This window comes from Rhizobacter sp. P2_H2 (genome assembly GCF_056403375.1).
On record NZ_JBFUFP010000679.1, the window covers coordinates 1 to 3009 of the forward strand.

Below are 3009 nucleotides of genomic sequence, written 5' to 3' on the forward strand. Positions count from 1 at the left end.
CATGAGCAGCGTGCGCCTGCGCGGCGGCTTGGTCATCGACCCGGCGAACGACGGCCGGCCCCAGGTGCGTGACCTCGGCGTGCGCGACGGCCGCATCGTCGCGCTCGCGCCGCGCGAGGCCGTCGACGACGAGGTCGACGCGAGCGGCTGCGTCGTGATGGCCGGCGGCATCGACATGCACACGCACATCGGCGGCGGCAAGGTCAACCTGTCGCGCCTGCTGCTGCCCGAGCTGCAGCGCCACGGCGCCGACCCGTTCGCACGCTCGACCAACCCGCTGGAACTGGCCTCGTGCGGCGGCTGCACGCCGGGCACGCTGGCCACCGGCTACCGCTACGTCGAGATGGGTTACACGGCGGCCTTCGAGCCGGCGATGATGCCGTCGAACGCACGCCACACGCACATGGAGATGGGCGACACCCCCATCCTCGACCACGGCGCCTACGTGATGCTCGGCAACGACGAGCTGTTCCTGCAGATGCTGGCCGAGCAGCAGGACTTCGAGCGCATCCGCGACTACATGGCATGGACCATCCATGCCACCAAGGCGATGGGCGTGAAGGTGGTCAACCCGGCCGGCATCTCGGCCTTCAAGTTCAACCAGCGCAAGCTCGATGTCGACGAGCACCATGTGCACTGGCAGGTCACGCCGCGCCAGGTGGTGCACACGCTGGCGCGCGCGCTGCGCGAGCTGGGCGTGCCGCACCCGCTGCACATCCACGGCAGCAACCTCGGCGTGGCCGGCAACATCCAGTCGACGCTGGACACCATCGCCGCGCTCGAGGGCCTGCCGGCGCACCTGACGCACGTGCAGTTCCATGCCTACGGCACCGAGGGAGCGAAGAAGTTCTCGTCGGCCGCAGCGCAGCTGGCCGAGGCGGTGAACGCGAACCCGAACGTCAGCATCGACGTCGGCCAGATCATGTTCGGCCAGACCGTCACCGCGTCGGGCGACACGATGCGCCAGCATGCGCAGTCGGGGCTCGCCAGCCCGCGCAAGTGGATCGGCGCCGACATCGAATGCGACGCCGGCTGCRGCGTGGTGCCGTTCCGCTACCGCGAGCAGAGCTATGTGAATGCGCTGCAATGGGCGATCGGGCTGGAGATCTTCCTGCTCGTGAACGACCCGTGGCGCGTCGCGCTGACCACCGACCACCCGAACGGCGGGCCGTTCACCAGCTACCCGCACCTGATCCGGCTGCTGATGGACAAGGGCTTTCGCGACGAGCAGCTGGCGAAGCTGCATCCCGACGTGGCGGCGCACAGCGCGCTCGGCTCGATCACGCGCGAGCTGAGCCTGCACGAGGTCGCGATCATGACGCGCGCCGGGCCGGCGAAGCTGCTCGGCCTGCAGGACCGCGGCCACCTCGGCGTGGGCGCCGCGGCCGACATCGCGGTCTACCGCGAGAACGCCGACCGCGAGGCGATGTTCAGCACGCCCGAGCGGGTCTACAAGGACGGCACGCTGGTGGCCCGCGCCGGCCGCATCACCGCGGTGCCGACGGGAGGAACGCACTTCGTCGAGCCCGAGTACGACCGCGGCATCGAGGGCTACCTGCGCAAGCACCTGGCGGCGCGCGGCTCGGTGAACTTCGATGCCGTGGCCATCGACCATGACGAGCTGTGCACCTGCTGCAACGGCGGGCGCCTGCTGCCGACAGCCTGCTTCGAGCATTCAGCATGATCGAGAACGGCGTCCTGATCGACGACAGCTTCGCCGAGGCCTTCCCGATGAAGGCCACGCGCCTCGTGATCACCGCGCACAACCCCACCTGGGCGCGCCACGCCGCGGTGTCGGCCACCGGCTTCGCGACCTCGGTGATCGCCTGCGGTTGCGAGGCCGGCATCGAGCGCGAACTCGACCCCGCCGACACGCCGGACGGACGGCCCGGCGTCAGCGTGCTGATCTTCTCGATGTCGGGCAAGGAGCTCGCGAAGCAGGTGGAGCGGCGTGTCGGGCAATGCGTGCTGACCTGCCCGACCACCGCGGTGTTCGCCGGCATCGCCGAAGGCGAAGCCATTCCGCTCGGCAAGAACCTGCGCTTCTTCGGCGACGGCTGGCAGATCTCGAAGGTGATCAACGGCGTGCGCTACTGGCGCGTGCCGGTGATGGACGGCGAGTTCGTCGCGCAGGAGACGACGGCCGTCGTCAAGTGCGTGGGCGGCGGCAACCTGCTGCTGATGTGCCGCGACACCGATGCCGCGCTCGCGGTGGCCGAGGCGGCGGTGGCCGCGATGCAGGCGCTGCCCAACGTGATCATGCCGTTCCCGGGCGGCGTGGTGCGCTCGGGCTCGAAGGTCGGCAGCAAGTACGCCACGCTGAGTGCGTCGACCAACGATGCGTTCTGCCCCGGCCTGGCGGGCCTCGCGGCCAGGAGCGAGATCACGCCGCAGACGCGCTGCGTGATGGAGATCGTGATCGACGGCCTGACCGAGGCCGATGTCGGTGCGGCGATGCGCGCCGGCATGCAGGCCGGCATCGCGCTCGGTGCGGCCGGCGGCCTGCTGCGCATCTCGGCCGGCAACTACGGCGGCAAGCTCGGGCCCTTCCACTTCCACCTGCGCAAGCTGCTCGCTGCGCAGGCCACCACATGAGCGGCTGGCGCCTGACGCTGCGGCACGCGCCTGCGCTGCGCGTGGACCTGCGCGGCGTGCTGCCGGCCACCTTGGGCGGCCTGTCGGCGGCGCAGGTCGGGCAGGTTGCCGTGGGGCATGGGGCCTCGCGGGTGCCGCTGGGCGAGTTCTTCACCATCCAGGCCGACGGCGACGACGCGCTGGTGTTCGACGGCGACCTGTCGCGCTTCGACCGCGTCGGCTGGCAGATGGCGGGCGGCCGCCTGACCRTGCACGGCCCGGCCGGCCACTACGCCGGCGGCTGCATGACCGGCGGCGAGCTGCAGGTGCACGGCACGGTCGGCCTGCTGGCGGCCTGCGAGATGGCGGGCGGGCAGCTCACGGTCGATGGCGATGCGGGCGACTTCGCTGCCAGCACGCTGCCCGGCAGCATGG

The 3009-nt window shown here is 71.0% G+C and carries 2 protein-coding genes and 1 pseudogene; all 3 read left to right on the forward strand.

What is annotated here, in order from left to right; translation table 11 throughout:
* The first annotated feature begins 1 nt into the window (after position 1).
* The gene (locus tag AC1D15_RS24560; RefSeq protein ID WP_477828032.1) at positions 2 to 1684 is read left to right on the forward strand and encodes a formylmethanofuran dehydrogenase subunit A; all 1683 of its coding nucleotides are present in this window, start codon (positions 2 to 4) and stop codon (positions 1682 to 1684) included.
* Positions 1681 to 2595 (forward strand): formylmethanofuran--tetrahydromethanopterin N-formyltransferase, encoded by a 915-nt coding sequence (fhcD, locus tag AC1D15_RS24565; RefSeq protein WP_047502258.1) that lies wholly within the window; start codon positions 1681 to 1683, stop codon positions 2593 to 2595. The genes AC1D15_RS24560 and fhcD overlap by 4 nt, the downstream gene beginning before the upstream one ends.
* Positions 2592 to 3009: pseudogene (locus tag AC1D15_RS24570) on the forward strand (formylmethanofuran dehydrogenase subunit C); the annotation flags it as partial. The gene fhcD and the pseudogene AC1D15_RS24570, both read left to right, overlap by 4 nt.

Bases quoted from the DNA above. Each gene is read 5' to 3' on its own strand.
- fhcD (WP_047502258.1), top strand. From the start codon at position 1,681: ATGATCGAGAACGGCGTCCTGATCGACGACAGCTTCGCCGAGGCCTTC.